Origin of the sequence: Enterobacter sp. DTU_2021_1002640_1_SI_PRY_ASU_LCPMC_013 (assembly GCF_032389435.1) — a bacterium.
GTDB lineage: Bacteria > Pseudomonadota > Gammaproteobacteria > Enterobacterales > Enterobacteriaceae > Enterobacter > Enterobacter hormaechei_C.
In genome coordinates, this window is record NZ_CP135594.1 from 2,266,551 (window position 1) to 2,287,561 (window position 21,011).

Genomic DNA, 21,011 nt, shown 5'->3' on the forward strand with positions numbered 1-21,011 from the left:
CCGGTATGGGGTATACGCCTGAACGGTACTGTTTAACACAGTTCCCCGGTGTGACCTAATCTATTCCACGTTGGGCTTAATTCTCCCCGATACGGCTGTCGATCCGCGTCTGCATATAATCGTAGAACGGATTCGACGTCACGCGCATCAGCGCATCTTTGCCGACGCTCAGAACCGATGTTTCTCCCCACAGGGCTATCGTCCCCAGGCTGATACCGTAGTGGTTTTTCACCTCAGGATGGCGGCCATACAGATCGTCATCAGGCGGGAACGGAATAGCAACATGCGACAGGGAATAAACCTCCTGCGGATACGCGACCGACAGCGGCATCACCGTTTCCCGGGTGCTACCCGCTGGCGTCGTCTTTGCCACCATATCAAACCTGTCGGGGCTGGCATTGGTCACAATTGTGACACTGTAACGCCTTTTTGCCTCGGGCAGCAGGTCAGCCACCGCCGTCCAGGATGATGGCCTGAACAGTGGACGGAAACTCCCGGCCTGGTTGATATCAAAAACTACCAGTTCGCTGCCGTTTGCCGGAAGCTGGTCAAACAGCCCGCTGACCACGGCGCGGGTACTGACCGTTGAATCCATGACCGACTGAAACGCCAGCACCGGCGGAAGCTGCGCCAGTTTGTGATCATGAACATCGCGGTTTATCTGCTCATGAAGCGCCTGGGTAAGCAGCCAGGACTGACGTGCTGCATTCACCGGGAACGAATTGTATTTATAAGGATTATATTCCGGCGAAATATTGAGCCACGCGGCTTTGGCAAACGCCGGTAACATGGCCGGTAGCCCGGCGAATCCGGCAAAGCGCGCAAACGCCGTGACGCCAATCATCGGTGAGAGCAAAACGATCTGCTGAGGTTTACGCAGTTCAGGCGCATCAAGAGCGTCGAGGGCGTATTTCATCGCCAGCGCCCCGCCGTTGGAGTAGCCCACCAGATGCAGGGGAAGATCGTTCCCCGTCAGGCGTGTCGCTTCACGAACCGCAAGGCGTGATGCGGCCAGCCAAGCCTCCCAGTCAACGTCTGTCAGCGCGCCCGGCGCCGTGCCGTGTCCGGGCAAACGAGGCACTACGGCCACAAAGCCGTGCTGTTGATAATTATCTGCCAGATGCCTGACGCTGTAGGGCGAGTCCGTCAGACCGTGCAGCAATACCACCGCCCCGCGCGGCTTTCCGGCAGGCATCAGCACGAACGACCGGTTTGCATCCGGGGAAAAGTGTCCTGGCCACACCAGGCTCTGGCGGTAATAACGGTTCAGCGGCGTGCGCTCTGCGGGTGTGACATTCGCCGTCACCTCAGCGTCGAGAGCGGTGAAGATGGCGTTTTCCCGCGCGACATACGCTGCGAAGGTCGCGTTATCCATCTCCTGCACGGACATTTCGTCAGCCCGCCAGGTGTGCCAGTGATGCAGGGCCGGCCCCTGCTGCGAAAGATAAACCCGCACCGCCAGCAGCACGAGCACAATGATCCCGATGACCATCGCTATTTTTTTTGCGAGAGCCATCAGGCGCACGCTGACCCGCCAGGGCAAATTCGCCATGTGAGGCTCCCTCTCTTATCCACAGAGCGTTCATCTTACCAAAAAATGTGAAGAGGCTGACGTATTCACCAAATAGATACCGCTCAGGCCGGACACTGCACCAAAAGTGAACTACGCTGCACAAATGTTGAGCGTCTGTTAAACAAATATTGCATTAACTTTGCTGCACAGCGCGTTTTCGCCGCAATGTGAACATGGCACGCGTCCTGCATTGTTAATCCGGTAACAGAATCCCGGCCTTTGACAGCCAGTTAACAGCGAGGCGGTATGACGACCAAACCTGAGGTGTTGAGCCGTATCGAAGCGACCTTTAGCCAGCTCACCCCGAGCGAAAAGCGGGTGGCAAGCTGGATGCTGGCGCACGTCGGGCAGATCCCCTTTGAAACGGCAGAGAGCGTGGCGCTGGCCACGGCCACCAGCGGGATCACCGTCGGACGCTTTCTGCGCAAGCTGGGCTATCGCAACCTGGACGACGCCAAAAAAAGCCTGCGCGATCCCCACCAGCCCTGGGGCATTAACGAGCGTCTCGACTCCTGGAAGCAGCAACAGCCGCTGTCGGATCGCCTTCAGCACTCCCTGTCGCTGGAGGTGGACGCCATTGCCCATGTCTACCAGCTGGCGCAAAGCGAAACGTTCAGGCAGGTGGTCCAGCAACTTACCCATGCCGACGCCGTCTTCGTGCTGGGGATCCAGTCCACGCGCGGGATCGCCAATGCGTTCTTCAGCCATCTGGAGTATCTGCGCCCGCGGGTGAGCTATTCCGAAGGGCTCTCCGGTAGCTGGGTGGAGTCGCTTAACTCCGGCTTTGCGAACCCGTATATCGTGCTGACGGATACCCGCGCCTACTCCGCCATTGCCCGCCAGTACTGCCGCGTGGCGAGCGAAAAAGGCCTGGCGATGGCGCTGATCACCGATATCTGGTGCCCGTGGGCGCGGGATTACCCGATTGATTTGCTCCAGGTGAAGACCGATACCGGCCATTTCTGGGATTCGCTAGCGCCGGTGAGCTGTCTCTTCAACCTGCTGCTGTCGGGCGTTGTGGAGGCGCTGGGCGATGCGCTGCCGGAACGTCTGGCAATCAACCGACAACTACAACAAGAGTTTGGTCAATTTGAACGCTAAAGGAGCGGAGCTATGCCTGAAGAGAGTCAACTGATTGATGTGGCGAAAACCTTTCCCACGCTGCATATCGATCTGAAATACGCGACCGCCGATAACATCACTGGCCGCCCGATCTACCAGCACGCCGCGTGCCTGTTGCATACGGATGCCGCCACCGCGCTGGCGAAAGCGATCAGCATCGCCGCGCTGGCCGGTCTGAAGCTGGTGGTTTACGACGCCTACCGCCCCCAGCAGGCGCAGTCGCAACTCTGGGATGCCTGCCCCAATCCGGAATACGTGGTGGATGTCGCAATTGGCTCTAACCACAGCCGGGGCACCGCCATTGACGTCACGCTGATGGATGAACACGACAACGTGCTGGATATGGGCGCCGGGTTTGACGAAATGCACGACCGTTCTCATGCCTGGCACCCTTCCGTTCCGCCCGAGGCGCAGCGAAATCGTCTGCTCCTGAACGCCGTGATGTACGGCGGCGGTTTTGTGGGCATCAGCAGCGAGTGGTGGCATTTCGAACTGCCGAACGCCGCCAGCTACCCGCTGTTAGATGACCAGTTCGCCTGTTATCCGACCACACACTCACTCTAATTCTGGAGCCCGGCCATGAAAACTACGCTGCTTACAACCCTGATTGCCGCTACGCTCGCCCTGAGCGCCCCTCTCGCGCTGGCGGCGGTGCCAAAAGATATGCTGGTGATTGGGAAAGCTGCCGATCCGCAAACGCTGGATCCGGCGGTCACTATCGATAACAACGACTGGACGGTGACCTACCCCTCGTACCAGCGTCTGGTGAAATACAAGCCTGGCACCACGGAGGTGGAAGGCGATCTGTCGACGGGCTGGAAGGCGTCTGACGACCAGAAAGAGTGGACGTTCACCCTGGCAGATAATGCAAAATTTTCCGACGGCACGCCGGTGACCGCCGAAGCGGTCAAGCTGTCGTTTGAACGTCTGCTGAAAATTAATCAGGGACCTTCCGAAGCGTTCCCGAAAGATTTGAAAGTGGACGCGGTGGATGAGCATACGGTGAAATTCACCCTCAGCCAGCCGTTCGCCCCGTTCCTCTACACGCTGGCCAATGACGGCGCGTCGATCGTCAACCCGGCGGTGCTGAAAGCCAATGCCGCCGACGACGCGCGCGGTTTCCTGGCGCAAAACACCGCGGGTTCAGGACCGTTTATGCTGAAAAGCTGGCGGAAAGGTCAGCAGCTGGTGATGGTGCCCAACCCACACTGGCCGGGTGAAAAGCCGCACTTCAAGCGCGTCTCGGTGAAGATTATCGGTGAAAGCGCCTCGCGTCGCCTGCAACTTTCCCGTGGCGATCTGGATATCGCCGACGCCCTGCCGGTGGATCAGCTTGCTGCTCTGAAGCAGGAAGGCAAAGTGGCCGTGGCGGAATACCCGTCCCTGCGGGTGACCTACATCTATCTGAACAACAGTAAGCCTCCGATGAATCAGGTGGATTTGCGCCGCGCGGTCTCCTGGGCCACCGATTATCAGGGGATGGTGAAAGGCATTCTCAGCGGGAACGGCAAGCAGATGCGCGGCCCGATCCCGGAGGGCATGTGGGGCTTCGATGCGAACGCCATGCAGTACAGCTTTGACGAGGCTAAGGCCAAAGCGGCGCTGGAGAAAGTCAACGATAAACCGGCCAGCCTGACGTTCCTCTACTCCGATAACGACCCGAACTGGGAGCCTATCGCCCTCTCCACGCAGGCGAGCCTGGGCAAGCTGGGGATTAACGTCAAGCTCGAGAAACTGGCGAACGCCACCATGCGCGACCGCGTCGGCAAAGGTGATTATGACATTGCGATTGGTAACTGGAGCCCGGACTTCGCTGACCCGTACATGTTCATGAACTACTGGTTCGAATCGGACAAAAAAGGGCTGCCGGGTAACCGCTCATTCTATGAGAACAAAGAGGTCGATGCATTGTTGCAGGCGGCACTGAAAACCACCGATCAGGCGGAACGCACCAAAGATTACCAGCAGGCGCAGAAAGTGGTGATTGACGAGGCGGCTTACGTTTATCTGTTCCAGAAGAACTACCAGCTGGCGATGAACAAAGAGGTCAAAGGCTTCACCTTTAATCCGATGCTTGAGCAGGTCTTTAACATCGCCATCATGAGTAAGTAACGGCCCACGCCGGGGGGAAGTGTATGACGTTCTGGAGCATCGTGCGCCAGCGCTGCTGGGGGTTAATCCTGGTGGTGGCCGGTGTCTGTATTATTACTTTTATTATTTCACACCTGATCCCCGGCGATCCGGCCCGCCTGCTGGCCGGTGACCGCGCCAGCGATGAAATCGTGCAGGGCATCCGCCAGCAGCTGGGGCTGGATCAACCACTCTATATTCAGTTTGGCCGCTATGTAGAGGCGCTGGCGCACGGCGATCTGGGCACCTCCATTCGCACCGGTCGCCCCGTTGCGGAAGATTTGAAAGCCTTTTTCCCCGCCACGCTGGAGCTGGCCTTCTGCTCTTTGCTGCTGGCGCTGGTGATTGGCGTACCGCTGGGCATTTTATCGGCGGTGTACCGTAACCGCTGGCTGGATCACCTGGTGCGACTGATAGCGATGACGGGCATCTCGACGCCTGCCTTCTGGCTGGGACTGGGGGTAATCGTTCTGTTCTACGGGCAACTGCAAATTCTGCCCGGCGGCGGCAGGCTGGACGACTGGCTCGATCCGCCTGCCCACGTTACCGGCTTTTATCTGCTGGACGCCCTGCTGGAAGGCAACGGCGAGGTGTTTTTCAACGCCCTACAGCACCTGATTCTACCCTCCCTGACCCTGGCCTTTGTGCATCTGGGTATTGTGGCGCGTCAGGTGCGTTCCGCGATGCTGGAGCAGCTGAGCGAGGATTATATTCGTACCGCCCGCGCGAGCGGGTTGCCGGGCTGGTACATCGTGCTGCGCTACGCCTTACCCAACGCCATGATTCCCTCCATTACCGTGCTCGGGCTGGCGCTGGGCGATCTGCTGTATGGGGCAGTCCTTACCGAAACCGTGTTTGCCTGGCCGGGAATGGGAGCCTGGGTGGTGACCTCCATTCAGGCGCTGGACTTCCCTGCCGTCATGGGCTTCGCGGTCGTGGTATCGCTGGCCTATGTCTTCGTCAATCTGGTGGTGGATCTGCTGTATCTGTGGATCGACCCGCGAATCGGGCGCGGAGGTGCCGAATGATGTTAACTCAGGAAACGCCCGTCCCCGTCAGCACCGCCAAACAGCGCATCAACTGGGCAAAGCTGTTCTGGATGTTACGCAAAAGCCCGCTCACGCTGATCGGCGGGGTGATTATGATCGTGATGCTGCTGATGATGGTGGTCTCGCCGTGGATAGTCCCGCACGATCCGAACGCGCTGGATCTGACCGCGCGATTGCAGGCGCCTTCAGCCCAGCACTGGTTTGGCACCGATGAGGTGGGCCGGGATCTGTTCAGCCGCGTGCTGGTGGGCAGCCAGCAGTCCATCACGGCGGGGCTGGCGGTGGTGGTGATTGCAGGCGGCATCGGTTCTCTGCTCGGCTGTTTGTCCGGCGTACTCGGCGGACGCGGCGACGCCATCATTATGCGTATCATGGACATTATGCTCTCCATCCCCTCGCTGGTGCTGACGATGGCGCTGGCCGCCGCGCTCGGCCCAAGCCTGTTTAACGCGATGCTGGCGATTGCGATTGTACGCATTCCGTTTTACGTGCGGCTGGCACGCGGGCAAACGCTGGTGGTGCGCCAGTTCACCTACGTGCAGGCCGCCCGCACCTTTGGCGCGTCGCGCTGGCACCTGATCAGCTGGCATATCCTGCGTAACGCCCTGCCGCCGCTGATCGTACAGGCGTCGCTGGATATCGGCAGCGCCATTCTGATGGCCGCCACGCTGGGCTTTATTGGATTAGGCGCGCAGCAACCCACCGCCGAATGGGGCGCGATGGTGGCCGTGGGGCGTAACTACGTGCTTGACCAGTGGTGGTACTGCGCGTTTCCGGGGGCGGCAATTCTGATCACGGCAGTTGGGTTTAATCTGTTTGGCGATGGTCTTCGCGACCTGCTGGATCCCAAATCAGGAGGGAAGCAGTCATGAGTGATTCCGTATTATCAATTGAAGATTTGCACCTGAGCTTCCCCATTTTTCGCGGTGACGTCCACGCGCTCAACCACGTTTCGCTGGAGATTGGCCGGGGTGAAATTGTCGGCGTGGTGGGCGAATCCGGCTCGGGAAAATCGGTCACCGCGATGCTGGCGATGCGCCTGCTGCCGGAAGGCAGTTACCATATTCACCATGGACGGGTCACGTTCCTCGGGGAAGATGTCCTGAACGCGTCGGAAAAACAGCTTCGTCAGTGGCGCGGCGCCAGGGTGGCGATGATTTTTCAGGAGCCGATGACGGCGCTCAACCCCACGCGCCGGATTGGCAGGCAAATGGTGGAGGTGATCCGCCAGCATCAGTCGCTTTCCCGCCGCGACGCGCAGCAGAAGGCGATCGCCCTGCTGGGCGAGATGCAAATCCCGGATGCGGCACAGGTGATGGATCGCTATCCGTTTGAGCTTTCCGGCGGCATGCGCCAGCGGGTGATGATCGCCCTTGCCTTCTCCTGCGAGCCGGAGCTGATCATTGCCGATGAGCCGACCACCGCGCTGGACGTGACCGTTCAGCGTCAGGTGCTGCGTCTGCTGAAACACAAAGCGCGCGCCAGCGGGACGTCGGTGCTGTTTATCAGTCACGATATGGCGGTGGTGTCGCAGCTTTGTGACCGGATGTACGTTATGTACGCGGGCAGCGTGATCGAAAGCGGCAGCACGCAGACCTTGATCCACCATCCTGTGCATCCCTATTCGATTGGCCTGCTGCGGTGTGCCCCGGAAAATGGTGAACCGCGCGAGATCCTCCCGGCCATTCCCGGCACGGTGCCTAACCTCAGCCACCTCCCGCGCGGATGTGCCTTTCGCGAACGCTGTTTTGCTGCCGGGGCGAAATGCAGCGAAACGCCGCGCTTAATTTCCACGGGCGCAGAAGGCCAGCAGGCTGCCTGCTGGTACCCACAACAGGAGAGACGCCATGTCTGAGGTACTGCTGGAACTGGATAGCGTGCATGTGAATTTTCCTGCGCGCAAAAACTGGCTGGGGCGCGTGACGGAGCAGGTACACGCCCTCAACGGCATGGATCTCCGGATCCATCGCGGCGAAACGCTGGGCGTTGTGGGGGAATCCGGCTGTGGAAAGAGCACGCTGGCGCAGCTGCTGATGGGCATGCTCAAACCGAGTACCGGTGCCTGTCAGCGCGCGAATGCGGCAGGCGGTATGCAGATGGTATTTCAGGACCCGCTCTCGTCCCTCGACCCGCGTTTACCCGTCTGGCGCATCATTACCGAGCCGGTGTGGATACAGCAACGCCGCAGCGAACGGGAGCGTCGTCAGCTGGCTGAGACGCTGGCGCAGCAGGTGGGCATTCGGGCGGAATATCTTGACCGCCTGCCGCATGCGTTTTCGGGTGGACAGCGCCAGCGCATCGCTATTGCCCGGGCGCTCTCTTCGGATCCGGACATCATCGTGCTGGATGAACCCACCAGCGCGCTGGATATTTCCGTCCAGGCGCAGATCCTCAATTTGCTGGTTGCCCTGCAACAGCAGCGAAATCTGACCTACGTGCTGATCTCGCACAACGTGTCGGTGGTTCGTCACATGAGCGACCGGGTGGCGGTAATGTATCTGGGGCAGATCGTGGAGCTGGGTCCGGCGGACCAGGTGCTGGGCAAGCCACGGCATCCGTATACGCAGCTGCTGCTTGACTCCGTTCCCCGTACCGGAGAACCGCTGGACGAAGATCTGGCATTACGCAAAACCGATCTCCCCGGTAATCGCCGCCTGCCCGATGGCTGCTACTTCCGCGACCGCTGCCCGCTGGCAGCTGAAGGATGCGAACGGCCGCAGCCGCTTCAGCCCGCAGCCGGAGACCGAAGCGTACGCTGCTGGCGTAACCGCTAGATTTGCGCCATCCCGCCATCGACAAACAGCTCCGTGGCGTTTATAAAGCTGGCGGCATCGGACGCCAGAAACGCCACGGCTTTTCCGACTTCGCCCGGCGCGCCCAGGCGACCCAGCGGCACCTGGGCCGCCAGCGCATCGTATAATCCCTGACGCTGTTCTTCGGGAACCAGATCGCCAAGACCGGGCGTTTTCACGGGGCCAGGGCTGACGACGTTGACGCGTATCCCGCGGCCCTTTAAGTCCAGCGCCCAGGAGCGGGCAAAGTTACGCACGGCGGCTTTACTGGCGCTGTAGACGCTAAAATTCGCCGTCCCCTTAATTGAAACCGTCGATCCGGTGAGGATAATGGATGAACCAGAGGAGAGCAGCGGCAGCGCTTTCTGGACGGTAAACAGCACGCCGCGCACGTTGGTGGCAAAAATCCGGTCAAACTGCTCCTCGGTGATGGCGCCCAGCGGCAGCATGTCGCCGCCCCCGGCGTTGGCGAACAGAATATCGAGTCGTCCTTCTTCTTTAGCAATCTGCGCGTAAACCGCATCCAGATCGGCCATTCTGGAGACGTCCGCGCGGATAGCTACCGCCGCGGCGCCAATGTCTGCCCGCGCAGCATCCAGTTCGGCCTGACGACGTCCGGTGATATAGACCTTCGCTCCCTGCGCCGCCAGCTCCTGTGCCGTTGCGAGACCAATACCCGTGCTGCCGCCGGTCACCAGAGCGATTTTTCCTGCAAGCGTTGTATTCATACTCATAACCTTCTGTTGTATGTAAAAGAGGAGCGTTTGCCCGCGTCAGGCAGACTTTAGATCTTGCGGGATTCGTGATAAACGGGCAAAAATGAAAATGAATTTTCACAGCAGGAAATAATCAGAGGAGATCTGTGTGGATCAGCTAATGGCAATGCGCGCCTTTACGCGGGTGGTTGAATCCGGAAGCTTTACCCGAGCGGCAGACTCCCTGAACATGCCGATAGCTACGCTGAGTAAGCTGGTAAAATCACTTGAAGCGCACCTGGAAACACGGCTGCTGCATCGTACTACGCGCCGGGTGGTCACGACGGCAGAAGGCATGGAATACTACGAGAAAGCGCTGCGGGTATTAATTGATATAGAGGACATTGATACCGCCTTTCGCGCATCGTGCTGCACGCCTAAAGGCCATTTGCGTATCGACGTGGGGGGTTCAACCGCCCGGGACGTGTTGATCCCCCTGCTGCCGGATTTTTTTCAGCGCTACCCGGACCTGCGCATCAACCTGGGGGTAGCCGACCGTCCGGTAGACTTAATCAGTGGAAACGTAGACTGCGTGATCCGCGGCGGCCCGCTGGATGACTCTTCGCTTATCGCCCGGCATATCGGTGACGCCCGGATGATAGCCTGCGCGACGCCGGGCTATCTTAAGACTCACGGCATCCCTGCCTATCCGCAGGAGCTGCGCAACGGCCATAAGCTGATTAGCTACCTTTCCCCCGTTACCGGACGCGCATTCCCGTTTCGGTTCCTCGATCGGGGTGAACCGCTGGAGATCAGCGTTCCGCACCATCTTGGAGTCAATGAAAGCAACGCACACCTGGCCGCGGCGCTGGCGGGTTTAGGGATTATTCAGACGTTTGGCTATGCTGCGAGAGCGCATCTGGAAACGGGCGCGCTGGTAGAGATCCTGAGCGACTGGCGTCCTAAGGCGTATCCTTTTCACGTGGTCTATCCACAGAGTCGGCATTTAACACATCGCCTGAGAGTGTTTATTGCGTGGCTTGCCGAGGTCTTCCCTGCGGCGGTGAAAGGTTAGCCGGGCATTTGCCCGGCCTAATATCAGTTCAGTTTGTAATCGAGCGTGATTTCGGCTTTCAACAGCTGCGACACCGGACAACCCGCCTTCGCTTTCTGAATAATGCCGTCGAACTGCTGCGGATCGATACCCGGTACCGTCACCTTGCTTTGCAGCGCCACTTTGCTGATGGCAAAACCACTGTCGGTTTTATCCAGCGAGACATCCGCCGTGGTATCGATGGAATCGGCGGTATAACCCGCTTCGCCCAACATTAGCGACAGGGCCATAGAGAAACAGGCCGCGTGCGCTGCGCCAATCAGCTCTTCCGGGTTGGTCCCTTTTTCGCCCTCGAAGCGGGTGTTAAAGCCGTAAGGTTGCTGGTTAAGGACGCCACTTTCTGTTGAGACCGTCCCTTTGCCGCGTTTGATGTCGCCAGACCAGTGTGCTGAACCGTGCTTATGAATCGTCATTCTTGCTCTCCTTTTGGCTTACAAAGGGATAAGTATAGGACGCATAATCCATTTTGCAGGGAAGACAGATTAGTCCGAGCGCGTGGCAAGGTGGTTTGCCAGCGCGTCGAGGAACACACGCTGCGCCGCAGGCTGATAGTCTCGCGACTGATAAATACCAAAAATACCGATTGGTTTTGGCGTAAAGGCGCTGAGCACCGGCACCAGGCTGCCCTGCCGTAGCGCCGCGTCCGCCTCGCGCTCGGGCAGCATGGCAATACCACAGTGGTTTATCGCCGCCTCCATCAGCAGTGACGAGATGCTGGCGCTGAGATTGCCGCTGACCGCCGTCGTGATCGGCTCCCCTTCGGGCGTCAAAAAACGCCACGACTGACCGGCAAAAAAGCTGTAATGCAGGCAGTTGTGCCGGGCTAAGTCCTCCAGCTGCTCTGGAACGCCCCGGCTGGCAAGGTAGTGCGGCGAAGCGCAAAGTACGGACCGACACTCTCCCAGTCGGCGGGCGATCATGCCCGGTTCGGGGTTATCGGTGATGCGGATCGCCACGTCAATTCGCTCGCCCACCAGGCTTACCGGATGGTTATTAACATCCAGCTCAATGCGCAGCTGAGGGTAACGCTGCAACAGATCGGGCAGCACCGGAGCGATAATCTGCATCGCAGTGAAATGCGCGCAGGCGACGCGAAGCGTGCCTGAGGGTAAATCCTTCACTGACTGATCTTCAATTTCCTGAGAAATTTGCGAGAGCGTACGCGTCTTTTGCAGGACCTTCTCTCCCGCCGCCGTCAGCGTCAGCTTGCGGGTGGAGCGGTTCACCAGCCGCGCCCCGGCCCACTTCTCCATCTGCTCCAGATAACGGCTCACCATCGGACGGGAGATCCCCAGCGCCCGCGCCGCCGCGCTTAAACTCCCCAGCTCACAGATGCGGTTGTACACCTGGGCAGCAATAACGCGATCCATTTTGACCTCCATTTGCTCGATTTATGAAACTAAGCATCTCCTGTTTCAGGAATTCTGGCAAATGAAGAGATCCGTACAATAGAGACTTTCCTGAAGAACAGAGAGATGACCATGACCATCGCCCGCCTTGCTTTGCTGACAACCCTTTTCACTCCGGCCGTCTTTGCCGCGCCGTTGACCGTTGATACGTACAACCCGCAGGAAAAAGGCATTTTTGCCGTTTCTTCCACCCTGGTGTCTGGCCCGAAAGAGGCGGTACTGTTTGACGCCCAGTTCAGCGTGAAAGATGGCGAAGCGCTGGTAGAAAAAATTCGCCACAGCGGTAAAACGCTGAACAAAATCGTGATCACTTCCGGCGATCCGGATTTCTATTTCGGCCTGCAACCGCTGGTGAAAGCCTTCCCTAATGCCAAAGTTGTCGCCACGCAACAGGTGGTGGACCATATCAAGGCCACAAAAGACGCGAAGCTCGCCTTCTGGGGGCCACAGATGAAAGACGGCGCGCCGACGCAGCTCTACGTGCCGCAAGTGCTTGCCTCAACCACCTTTATGATTGACGGTGAGAGAGTGAATATTGAAGAGCCTGAGAGCTATGCGGCGTATGTCTGGATCCCATCCGCAAAAACCATCCTCGGCGGCACGGGCGTCTCATGGGGCATTCACGTCTGGACGGCAGATACCCAAACGCCGGAAAGCCGCAAACAGTGGCAGCAGACGCTGGATAGCATGGCAGCCCTTAAGCCCGAACACGTTATTCCGGGCCACTACCTGGGGACACCGCCAGCAGGTACCGGCGCTATCGACTTTACCCGTCGCTATCTACAGCAGTTTGAACAGGCCCTCACGGCAGATAAAGCGTCAACCGGCGTCATCAACACAATGAAAAAACAGTGGCCGAATCTGGCGGAAGCCAGTTCGCTGGAACTGAGTGCCAAAGTGAATACCGGCGAAATGAAGTGGTAATAGCCTGATTATCTCCTGCTATATTTAAATTTTTTATAGCAGGAGTTAACTATGCCATCTTCAGTAAGGGGCATCGACCATATCGGTATTACGGTGCCCGACATTGAAAAAGCCACCCTATTTTTTGAACGCGCTTTCGACGCCCAGGTTTTATATCATTCTGTCGATGCGCAAACCGATAATATTGATCAGCCCGCCCAGCAGCACACCTTAAAATTATTTCCCGGCACAAAAATTCACGCCATTCGCATGCTCGTCATGCCCCACGGACCCGGCATAGAACTTTTCGAAATGCATGGCCCTGAACAGGGAATGCCCGCCCGCGCCAGCGACTTTGGCCTCCAGCATTTTGCTGTTTATGTTGACGATTTTGATAAGGCGATAGCCGCTTTCACCGCTGCCGGCGGGGAGATGTTTACCGCGCCAAAGCCGCTCTCGTTTCCGGATGAGCAAGGTGAAGGTAATGCTTTCTACTATGGGCAAACCCCCTGGGGCAGCATTGTAGAATTGATTTCCTGGCCAACGCCCATGCCTTATGAAAAAACGACAAATTTACGCCGCTGGAAACCCTGAATTTTATTTCTGTGCTACGGGAGATGATATTTTTATTTCCAGGACGAATCTGAACCACAACGGCAAAAATATTTGCCAATCTGAATGCGAATTACGAATTTGCACGCCGTAACATTAAACAGAAAACGACACGGAGGCAGCATGTTTACTTATTACCCGGCACATACCACAGCAGCACAACCCGAACTCGTTAACGCGATTGCGCAGGGGCTTCAGGCGGAGCACGGTGTTGTTACCGAAGATGACATTTTGATGGAACTGACCAGGTGGGTGGAAGCCACAGACAATGACATCCTCAGTGACATCTACCAGCAAACCATCAACTATGTCGTTAGCGGGCAAAATGCACCTTTGTAAAAACCTGCTAAGCTGGATCTGCAACCTAAGGGGTTACATTTCGTTTGCGTGAGCAAACTTGTCCTTAAAACTATCAACGGGATTGAGGAGTTAATATGAAATCGAACCGTCAGGCACGCCACATTCTGGGACTGAACTACAAGCTCTCTAACCAGCGCAAAGTGGTTATTGAAGAGGGGAGCGAAACGCAAGTGACCCACGCCACCGGCAGGAAACGTCAGGCAGGCAAGTAAGTTCCAGTACGAAATCCACAACACCATCGGTTACCCCGGTGGTGTTTTTGTTTATGTGTTGCGGTAATTAATATTTAGCTCCTTTATAATACCGCCCGACCGCACCCCGTAGCACAGGCCAGAAAGATGACAAACAGCAGTGTCAGGGACGGATCTTCTTAAAAAGAGTGAGTGACATGGACAACAAACTGAAAAAACATCGTTCCCTTTATATTCCTTACGCCGGTCCGGTTTTACTGGAGTTTCCCCTTCTGAACAAAGGCAGCGCCTTTAGCATGGAAGAGCGCAGCAGCTTTAACCTGCTGGGTCTGCTGCCTGAAGTGGTTGAAACCATTGAAGAACAGGCGGAACGCGCCTGGATCCAGTATCAGGGCTTTAAAACCGAAATCGATAAGCACATCTACCTGCGTAATATCCAGGACACCAACGAAACCCTCTTCTACCGCCTGGTGCAGAACCATCTCGAAGAGATGATGCCCGTCATTTATACCCCAACCGTCGGCGCGGCGTGTGAACGCTTCTCAGAGATCTACCGTCGTTCCCGCGGCGTGTTCATCTCCTATCAGAACCGTCACAACATGGACGACATTCTGCAAAACGTGCCTAATCACAACATCAAGGTGATCGTGGTAACCGATGGCGAACGTATTCTGGGCCTTGGCGACCAGGGCATTGGTGGGATGGGGATCCCCATCGGTAAGCTCTCGCTGTATACCGCCTGCGGCGGGATCAGCCCGGCCTACACCCTGCCGGTTGTGCTGGACGTGGGGACCAACAACCAGCAACTGCTGAACGATCCGCTGTACATGGGCTGGCGTCACCCGCGCATTACCGACGACGAGTACTATCAGTTTGTTGATGATTTCATCCAGGCCGTGAAGCACCGCTGGCCGGACGTGCTGTTGCAGTTCGAAGACTTCGCACAGAAAAACGCCATGCCGCTGCTGAACCGCTACCGCGATGAGATCTGCTCGTTCAACGATGACATTCAGGGCACTGCGGCAGTGACCGTGGGGACGCTGATTGCCGCGAGCCGTGCGGCAGGCAGCCAGCTCAGCTATCAGAAAATTGTCTTCCTGGGTGCAGGCTCCGCGGGCTGCGGCATCGCCGAGCAAATTATTGCCCAGACCCAGCGCGAAGGCTTAAGCGAAGAGCTGGCTCGCTCCCGCGTCTTTATGGTGGACCGTTTTGGCCTGCTGACCGACGGTATGCCAAACCTGCTCCCGTTCCAGACCAAACTGGTGCAGAAGCGTGAAAACCTGAAAAACTGGGATACGGATAACGAAGTGCTCTCGCTTCTTGACGTGGTGCGCAACGTGAAGCCGGACATTCTGATCGGCGTATCCGGGCAGACCGGCCTCTTCACGGAAGAGATTATTCGCGAGATGCACAAGCACTGCGAACGCCCTATCGTGATGCCGCTGTCTAACCCGACTTCACGCGTGGAGGCAACGCCGCAGGATATCATCGCCTGGACAGAAGGTAAGGCACTGGTCGCGACCGGCAGCCCGTTTGATCCGGTGCTGTGGAAGGACAAACTCTATCCCATCGCACAGTGCAATAACTCCTATATCTTCCCGGGTATTGGTCTGGGGGTTATCGCCTCCGGCGCGTCACGCATCACCGACGAAATGCTGATGTCCGCGAGCGAAACGCTGGCAGGTCACTCACCGCTGGTGAATAACGGTGAAGGCCTGGTACTGCCGGAGCTGAAAGACATTCATAAAGTGTCCCGCGCAATTGCCTTCGCGGTAGGCAAAATGGCGCAGCAGCAAGGCGTCGCGGTGAAAACCTCTGCCGATGCGTTGCAGCAGGCGATTGACGATAACTTCTGGATGCCGGAATACCGTAGCTATCGTCGTACTTCTATTTAAGCATTGCCCCTCACCCAGCCCTATCCCCAAAGGGGAGAGGGTTAGGGTGAGGGGAATATACGGCACCTCCCACTAGCCAAACCCATTTTCCCCCGCTACACTCCCTTCATCCATTAACCTACTGAATATATAAGGAGGCCAATTATGCTGTACTGTGAAATTTTCAATGTTTCACATACATTTGGTGATCGCACCAGCTCAAGCGTTATCGGTATCGTGCTGCGATAACTTCCGCTTGAGCGAAGACACCAACCCCTGAAATCCCTTCTCTCGGGCTTACTGAGTTATCGTCAGCGATGTTTGACGAGGCATAAACATGCCTGTAACTCCTGGGTAAGCAACAATGAGCACTTTACTCACTGCACATTCTTTACGCGTTGATACGGCGTTCGGCACGCTCTTCGACTCTCTCTCCTTTACGTTGAAAAAAGGCGATCGCATCGGCCTGCTGGGTGATAACGGCTGCGGAAAAAGTACGCTGCTGAAAATCCTCGACGGGACGCAGTCCCCTGCTGCCGGAACCGTTTCACTGGCGGGGCATTGCCTGCTGGCGCGCGTGGAACAACATCTGCCGGAGGCCCTTTATCCCCTGACCATGCTGGATGCGGTGCTGGCGCAGCTGCCGATTGGTGAGCGCGACAGTTTGCGCTGGAAAGCCGAGACGCTGCTGGCCGGAATGGGCTTCACGACGCAGGAAATGGCGTTAACCTCCGCCACGCTGAGCGGCGGCCAGCATACGCGGTTGCTGCTGGCACGAGCGCTGATAAGCGATCCGGATCTGCTGCTTCTGGACGAACCGAGCAACCACCTTGACCTGCCGACCCTGCTGTGGCTGGAGCAGTTTCTACAAAACTGGTCCGGCAGCTTTGTGCTGGTCTCACACGACAGGCAACTGCTGGACGCGGTAACCAACGGCAGCTGGATCCTGCGCGATAAAACGCTGCACGCCTTTGCCCTTCCCTGCACTGCCGCCCGTCTGGCGCTCGACGCAAAAGACGAAAGCAATGCGTTGCGCCATAAGGCAGAGCAAAAAGAGATCGACCGCGTCACGGCCAGCGCACGGCGTCTCGCGACCTGGGGCAAGGTCTATGACAACGAAGATCTCTCCCGTAAGGCTAAGCAGATGGAAAAACAGGTCGAACGCCTGAAAGAGACCCAGACGGAACTGACGGCGGGAAGCCCGTGGACCTTAACCCTGCGCGGGGACGCGCTTCGCGCCGACCGCCTGCTGGAAATGACTCACCTCGGCGTCCCCCCGGCGCCGGGTCTGCCAGACCTGTTTACTCTCGACAGCGCGCGGCTGAAGAGCGGCGATCGCGTGGCGATTGTGGGTCGTAACGGCTGCGGAAAATCGTCGCTGCTGAAGCTTATCTGGCGACATTTTCGCGACGAGATCGCGGACGAGCGGCTTAAGCGTCATCCGCGCGTCTCACCCGGCTACTACGATCAGACGCTGCACCAGTTGCCGGACGATGCGGCGCTGCTTGATGCGCTGGAGCCTTTCGCGCCAGATTCGCAGACACGTAAAATGGCGCTCATCAGTGCCGGGTTCCCGTGGGCGCGTCATGGGCAAAAAGTCAGTACGCTGAGCGGCGGGGAACGTTCGCGCCTGCTGTTCGTCGGCCTGACGCTTGCCCGTTATAGCCTGCTGATGCTGGATGAACCGACCAACCACCTGGACATGGAAGGCAAAGAGGCGCTGGCGGAAACGCTGCAACAGTTTGAAGGCGGAGTGCTGCTGGTAAGCCACGATCGTCAGTTAATTAGCCAAAGCTGTAACCGCTTCTGGCTGATTGAGGACGGCAGGCTGAGCGAATGGCACGATGCGGAGGCGGCGTTTGAGCGCCTGCGTGAGGACACCGGCCCGGTTGTACCTGAAGCGTCGAAGCCCGCATCGAAGGCACCCTCTTTAGCGTCTGACGATCTGCTCGAACGCCTGGTTGCCCTGGAAACGCTGCTGGAAGAGGATTTGGCGCGCAAGCCAAAACATCAAAAACCGCAGTTACAGGCGCAATGGCGAAAAGAGATTGAGGTGATAGAAGCGCAACTGTAAATCTGAGCCCGGCGGTGACGTCGCCGGGCCAGTGTTTTTCACCCCAATTTATGCGTGGTACGCCCTTTTCTTAATCCGAAAATGCATCAAATAATGACATTATGTTGCGGTTGCCTTGCATTACAGCGCTAAAGTATTAATCCTTAATGGGTAATCAGACCTGCTATGCAGATACTCATCATGAAAGGAGAAACACATGAAGGCTGCTGTTGTCACTCAGGATCATCAGGTTAATGTCACAGAAAAAACCTTACGCGCGCTCAAACATGGCGAAGCGCTGCTGAAGATGGAGTGCTGTGGCGTTTGCCATACCGATCTCCATGTTAAGAATGGCGATTTTGGCGACAAAACCGGGGTGATCCTCGGCCACGAAGGAATTGGTATCGTCAAAGAGATTGGTCCTGGTGTCACGTCGCTAAAAGTAGGCGATCGTGCAAGCGTGGCGTGGTTCTTCGAAGGCTGTGGCCACTGTGAATATTGTAATACCGGCAACGAAACGCTGTGCCGTGACGTGAAAAACGCGGGTTACTCCGTTGACGGCGGCATGGCGGAAGAGTGCATCGTAACCGCGGATTACGCGGTTAAAGTTCCGGACGGGCTGGACTCTGCGGCGGCCAGTAGCATTACCTGCGCCGGGGTCACCACCTACAAAGCGGTAAAAGTCTCTGACATCAAACCCGGCCAGTGGATTGCGATCTATGGCCTGGGCGGTCTGGGCAACCTCGCGCTGCAATACGCCAAAAATGTCTTCAATGCGAAGGTTATCGCCATTGACGTGAATGACGAGCAGTTGAAGCTCGCTGCCAGCATGGGCGCAGACTTAACCGTGAACTCCCGCAGTGAAGATGCGGCAAAAGTGATTCAGGAGAAAACCGGTGGTGCACATGCGGCGGTGGTGACGGCGGTGGCGAAAGCGGCCTTCAACTCTGCCGTTGACGCAGTTCGCGCCGGAGGCCGCGTGGTGGCTGTTGGCCTGCCGCCGGAAGCGATGAGCCTGGATATTCCACGTCTGGTCCTGGATGGGATTCAGGTAGTGGGTTCCCTGGTGGGTACCCGTCAGGATCTGCTCGAAGCCTTCCAGTTTGCGGCTGAAGGTAAGGTGAAACCGAAAGTTACAATGCGCCCACTGGAAGATATCAACGCCATCTTCAAAGAAATGGAACAGGGCCAGATCCGTGGCCGTATGGTGATTGATTTACGTTCTTAACCGCGGTGGCCGGGTAGCGGCTCTGCCCTGCCCGGCTTTTCACGTGGACGAACGGCGATCGGAAATCCATTCCTGAACCTCGATCTGGAACGTGTCCGGCGCTTTTCGATACATCTTCCGCGCCAGATCCAGGATGGTATGGCGCCCTAACTCCTCTTCCATCCGCTGCTGCGCGCTGTCCATGACCGAGCGCACCCCACACGGGCCGTCACAGACCCAGGCAGGTGGCGTTTCATCAAACACCGCCAGGCGCTGACGCACTTCCCGACACTCAAACATATTCTTCTCGCCGTCGATGGCGTGCGCCACGTCCAGCACGCTGATCAGCTCTGCCGGACGCGCCAGCCGGAAGCCTCCCCCTTTGCCTTCGGTGCTGATGACCAGCCCCGCGCGTGATAAACGGGTGAAGATTTTTCCAAGATAGTCGTACGGCACGCCCTGCAAGGCCGCCATCTCCCGGACGCTCATCTCACGTTCATTGCCTTTTGCATCCACCATACACATCAGGCTATGAATGCCATATTCCACACCAGAACTGTAAAACGCCATGGCTCACTCCGGGTCATTGTTCGCTGCATTATAACGATTTTTAACTCAGAAAGAAGTTGTCGCAGTTAACTCCGACAAGTATAGTGGCAGTTATGTCAGACATACAGCCTGACGCACTAAAGGATCGAGTATGAAAAAGCAGATTATAATTGTGGGTAGTGGGTTTTCCGGTATGTGGGCTGCGGTCAGCGCCGCGCGCCTTTCTGCTCTGGAGGGTAACAATAGCCTCAGCATTGCCGTGCTGGCCCCTGTTGCGGAACTGCGCGTTCGCCCACGCTTTTATGAAGAGAACGTGTCGACGATGGTCGCGCCGCTGACCGAACTGTTTGCTGAGCTGGGTATCGCCTTTATTGCGGGCGAAGCACAACGTATTGATACCTCGTCTAAAACCGTTTTGTATCGCGATTCAAAAGGCGCGATTGCTGACGTCGCCTGGGAACGTCTGATCCTCGCAACCGGTAGCCAGACTAAACGTCCTCCTGTTGCCGGTCTGGCTGAATACGCCTTTGATATCGACCAACTCGACTCCGCCAGATTATTCGAGCAGCATCTTGATTCGCTGGTTTCGCGCCCCTCCACCCCGGAGCGTAATACCGTGGTCGTGTGTGGCGGCGGCTTTACCGGCATCGAACTGGCAACGGAACTCCCTGCCCGACTCCGCACTCGCTTCGGCGCTGATACAAAGACTAAAGTAATCGTAGTTGAAAGAGGTGCAACCATCGGCGGGCGTTATAGCGAGGCGCTGCGTAACACAATTGAAGAAGCAAGCAACGCGCTCGGCGTTGAATGGCGTTTAAACAGTGAAATTGAAGCCATCGATGCCAGCGGCGTAACGCTGAAAAACGGAGAGCGCATTGCCAGCGCCACTGTAGTGTGGACGGCAGGGGTAGAAGCTAACCTCCTCAGCCTGCAAATTGACGGGGAACGCGATACTCAGGGACGGCTGATCGTCAACGACACGTTGCAGGTTCCTGCGCATCCGGAGGTTTACGCGACGGGTGATATGGCGCACGCCAAAACGGACGATGCGGGCAACACGGCGCTGATGACCTGCCAGCACGCGATCCAGCTGGGGAAATTCGCCGGACACAACGCGGCGGCCAGCCTGTTAAATCTGGAGCCGTATCCTTACCGTCAGGTGAACTACGTCACCTGTCTGGATTTAGGTGGCTGGGGCGCGGTGTACACCGAGGGCTGGGAACAGCGCGTTAAATCCGTGCGCGAGGAAGGCAAAAAGATCAAAGTCGCCATCACCAACGAACTGATTTACCCGCCAGCAGCAGACAAAGCGGTCGCTTTTGCCGCCGCTGACCCACTGGCGAAATTCGTTTAGTCCCCTTCTGCGCCCGCGACCAGC

At 57.4% G+C, this 21,011-nt stretch carries 21 protein-coding genes; 16 read left to right on the top strand and 5 right to left on the bottom strand.

All coding sequences use genetic code 11. The features are described from left to right. Positions 1-76 precede the first annotated feature (76 nt). Positions 77-1,552: an alpha/beta hydrolase gene (locus tag RS584_RS10780; RefSeq protein ID WP_315749762.1), complete on the bottom strand. Its 1,476-nt coding sequence runs from the start codon at positions 1,550-1,552 to the stop codon at positions 77-79. A 267-nt stretch (positions 1,553-1,819) separates the two neighbouring features. Between RS584_RS10780 and RS584_RS10785 the strand changes: the two genes are divergently transcribed. The 7 genes from RS584_RS10785 to RS584_RS10815 are packed head-to-tail and all read left to right on the top strand — an operon-like array spanning position 1,820 to position 8,648. Further along, positions 1,820-2,674 (top strand): MurR/RpiR family transcriptional regulator, encoded by an 855-nt coding sequence (locus RS584_RS10785; protein WP_003857080.1) that lies wholly within the window; start codon positions 1,820-1,822, stop codon positions 2,672-2,674. A 12-nt stretch (positions 2,675-2,686) separates the two neighbouring features. Continuing rightward, the gene (gene ddpX / locus RS584_RS10790) at positions 2,687-3,259 is read left to right on the top strand and encodes a D-alanyl-D-alanine dipeptidase (protein ID WP_017382319.1); all 573 of its coding nucleotides are present in this window, start codon (positions 2,687-2,689) and stop codon (positions 3,257-3,259) included. A gap of 15 nt (positions 3,260-3,274) precedes the next feature. Next, positions 3,275-4,807 (top strand): ABC transporter substrate-binding protein, encoded by a 1,533-nt coding sequence (locus RS584_RS10795; RefSeq protein WP_315749764.1) that lies wholly within the window; start codon positions 3,275-3,277, stop codon positions 4,805-4,807. A gap of 23 nt (positions 4,808-4,830) precedes the next feature. Next, entirely contained in the window at positions 4,831-5,853 is a 1,023-nt protein-coding gene (locus tag RS584_RS10800) for an ABC transporter permease (protein WP_315749766.1), read from the top strand. Then, positions 5,850-6,746, top strand: coding sequence for a D,D-dipeptide ABC transporter permease (gene ddpC, locus RS584_RS10805; protein ID WP_006810694.1), 897 nt, complete (start codon positions 5,850-5,852; stop codon positions 6,744-6,746). Before RS584_RS10800 ends, ddpC begins: the two co-directional genes overlap by 4 nt. Beyond that, the gene (locus tag RS584_RS10810) at positions 6,743-7,729 is read left to right on the top strand and encodes an ABC transporter ATP-binding protein (RefSeq protein ID WP_315749768.1); all 987 of its coding nucleotides are present in this window, start codon (positions 6,743-6,745) and stop codon (positions 7,727-7,729) included. Before ddpC ends, RS584_RS10810 begins: the two co-directional genes overlap by 4 nt. Next, positions 7,722-8,648: an ABC transporter ATP-binding protein gene (locus tag RS584_RS10815; protein WP_015570491.1), complete on the top strand. Its 927-nt coding sequence runs from the start codon at positions 7,722-7,724 to the stop codon at positions 8,646-8,648. Before RS584_RS10810 ends, RS584_RS10815 begins: the two co-directional genes overlap by 8 nt. Here the strand turns inward: RS584_RS10815 and RS584_RS10820 are convergent. Next, positions 8,645-9,394, bottom strand: a complete 750-nt coding sequence (locus RS584_RS10820) for an SDR family oxidoreductase (RefSeq protein WP_315749771.1) — start codon at positions 9,392-9,394, stop codon at positions 8,645-8,647. The two genes, RS584_RS10815 and RS584_RS10820, sit on opposite strands and share 4 nt — an antisense overlap. Before the next feature lie 136 nt (positions 9,395-9,530). Between RS584_RS10820 and RS584_RS10825 the strand changes: the two genes are divergently transcribed. Then, positions 9,531-10,436, top strand: a complete 906-nt coding sequence (locus RS584_RS10825) for a LysR family transcriptional regulator (protein WP_017693392.1) — start codon at positions 9,531-9,533, stop codon at positions 10,434-10,436. Positions 10,437-10,459: 23 nt separating this feature from the next. Here the strand turns inward: RS584_RS10825 and RS584_RS10830 are convergent, their stop codons facing one another. Together RS584_RS10830 and RS584_RS10835 are read right to left on the bottom strand one after the other, a co-directional pair. Then, complete coding sequence (locus tag RS584_RS10830; protein WP_003857069.1) at positions 10,460-10,888, bottom strand: OsmC family protein; 429 nt, start codon at positions 10,886-10,888, stop codon at positions 10,460-10,462. Positions 10,889-10,957: 69 nt separating this feature from the next. After that, positions 10,958-11,845, bottom strand: coding sequence for a LysR family transcriptional regulator (locus RS584_RS10835; protein WP_023303768.1), 888 nt, complete (start codon positions 11,843-11,845; stop codon positions 10,958-10,960). 111 nt (positions 11,846-11,956) lie between these two features. Here RS584_RS10835 and RS584_RS10840 point away from each other — a divergent pair, with 111 nt between their 5' ends. From RS584_RS10840 to adhP, 7 genes are all read left to right on the top strand, one after another. Further along, positions 11,957-12,808 (top strand): Vmh family MBL fold metallo-hydrolase, encoded by an 852-nt coding sequence (locus tag RS584_RS10840; RefSeq protein ID WP_023296660.1) that lies wholly within the window; start codon positions 11,957-11,959, stop codon positions 12,806-12,808. Positions 12,809-12,859: 51 nt separating this feature from the next. Next, positions 12,860-13,381 (top strand): VOC family protein, encoded by a 522-nt coding sequence (locus RS584_RS10845; RefSeq protein ID WP_315749773.1) that lies wholly within the window; start codon positions 12,860-12,862, stop codon positions 13,379-13,381. A 141-nt stretch (positions 13,382-13,522) separates the two neighbouring features. After that, complete coding sequence (bdm, locus tag RS584_RS10850) at positions 13,523-13,738, top strand: biofilm-dependent modulation protein (protein WP_015570485.1); 216 nt, start codon at positions 13,523-13,525, stop codon at positions 13,736-13,738. A 95-nt stretch (positions 13,739-13,833) separates the two neighbouring features. Beyond that, positions 13,834-13,971 (top strand): stationary-phase-induced ribosome-associated protein, encoded by a 138-nt coding sequence (sra, locus tag RS584_RS10855; protein WP_000841561.1) that lies wholly within the window; start codon positions 13,834-13,836, stop codon positions 13,969-13,971. Positions 13,972-14,147: 176 nt separating this feature from the next. Then, complete coding sequence (locus RS584_RS10860; protein WP_006810704.1) at positions 14,148-15,845, top strand: NAD-dependent malic enzyme; 1,698 nt, start codon at positions 14,148-14,150, stop codon at positions 15,843-15,845. Between the two features lie 343 nt (positions 15,846-16,188). Next, the gene (locus tag RS584_RS10865) at positions 16,189-17,898 is read left to right on the top strand and encodes an ABC-F family ATP-binding cassette domain-containing protein (RefSeq protein ID WP_315749775.1); all 1,710 of its coding nucleotides are present in this window, start codon (positions 16,189-16,191) and stop codon (positions 17,896-17,898) included. A gap of 196 nt (positions 17,899-18,094) precedes the next feature. Further along, on the top strand, positions 18,095-19,105 hold the full coding sequence (adhP, locus tag RS584_RS10870) for an alcohol dehydrogenase AdhP (RefSeq protein ID WP_006810706.1): 1,011 nt from the start codon (positions 18,095-18,097) through the stop codon (positions 19,103-19,105). Between the two features lie 39 nt (positions 19,106-19,144). Here the strand turns inward: adhP and RS584_RS10875 are convergent, their stop codons facing one another. Continuing rightward, positions 19,145-19,654: an RrF2 family transcriptional regulator gene (locus RS584_RS10875; protein WP_015570482.1), complete on the bottom strand. Its 510-nt coding sequence runs from the start codon at positions 19,652-19,654 to the stop codon at positions 19,145-19,147. Positions 19,655-19,784: 130 nt separating this feature from the next. Between RS584_RS10875 and RS584_RS10880 the strand changes: the two genes are divergently transcribed. Further along, positions 19,785-20,987: an NAD(P)/FAD-dependent oxidoreductase gene (locus tag RS584_RS10880; RefSeq protein WP_315749778.1), complete on the top strand. Its 1,203-nt coding sequence runs from the start codon at positions 19,785-19,787 to the stop codon at positions 20,985-20,987. The last annotated feature ends 24 nt before the right edge of the window (positions 20,988-21,011 follow it).